This window comes from Streptomyces sp. 8N706, assembly GCF_052245415.1.
In the GTDB taxonomy this organism is placed as follows: domain Bacteria; phylum Actinomycetota; class Actinomycetes; order Streptomycetales; family Streptomycetaceae; genus Streptomyces.
This window is the reverse complement of the sequence record NZ_JBQQBW010000245.1, coordinates 1-1,016: the sequence shown is the minus strand read 5'-3', so window position 1 is coordinate 1,016 and position 1,016 is coordinate 1. Positions and strand designations below refer to the sequence as shown.

Below are 1,016 nucleotides of genomic sequence, written 5' to 3'. Positions count from 1 at the left end.
CCGGCGCGCCCAGGGCCTCCACCAGCTCGTCCATCTCCAGATGGACGACGGCGACGGGTTTGCGCGCCGCGCTGCGGGCCACCGCCTCCCTCAGGGCCGCGGCGACGGCCTGGCCGCTGTGCTCGCGATCGGAGGTGTCGCCGTCACCGACCCAGGGGATGGCGGTGACGACGACCGCGTCGCACAGGTCGTCCTCCAGGGCCGTGACGAGTGCCTCGCGGAAGTCGTCCGGGGTGGCGGCCGTGGTGAGGTCACGGGGCGGCAGCGGGCGCAGCCGCTCGGTCAGACAGGCGTCGTAGGTGAGCAGGCCCAGGGAGTCGGAGTTGCCGAGGATGGCGACGCGCGGCCCCGTGGGCAACGGCTGGCCGGCGAGCAGCAGTCCGGCGTCGGCGAGTTCGGTGACGGTGCCGACGCGGATCACTCCGGCCTGCCGGAAGAGGGCGGAGACGGTCGCGTCCGGGATCCGGGTCGTGGGCACGGTGTGTCCGGTCGGCGCACGGCCGCTGTGCCGGGCGCCCTTGACGACCACCACGGGTTTCACCATGGCGGTGCGCCGGGCGAGCCGGGTGAACTTCCTCGGGTTCCCGATGGATTCGAGGTACATGAGGGCGACCTCGGTGTGCGGGTCGTCGTGCCAGTACTGCAGGAAGTCGTTGCCGGACACGTCGGCGCGGTTCCCCGCGGAGACGAAGGTGGAGATCCCGACGTGCCCCCCGCCGCGCCGGTGCAGCCCCGAGAGCAGGGCGATGCCGATGGCGCCGGACTGGCTGAAGAGCCCGAGCCGGCCGGCGGGCGGCAGCTCGGGCGAGAGGGAGGCGTTGAGGCGTACGGCAGGGTCGGTGTTGAGCAGGCCGAAGGCGTTGGGCCCGATGATCCTCATCCCGTACGAGCGGGCCTGGCGGACGAGTTCGCGCTGGCGGTCGCGGCCTGCGGGACCGCTCTCGGCGTAACCGGACGAGACCACCACCAGGCCCTGCACGCCGTGCTCGCCGCAGTCGGCGACGACAGCGGGCACA

At 73.3% G+C, this 1,016-nt stretch carries 1 pseudogene; it reads right to left on the bottom strand.

Annotated features, from left to right (window positions below):
• Window positions 1-1,016, bottom strand: a pseudogene (locus ACTWQE_RS34075) (acyl-CoA synthetase); the annotation flags it as partial.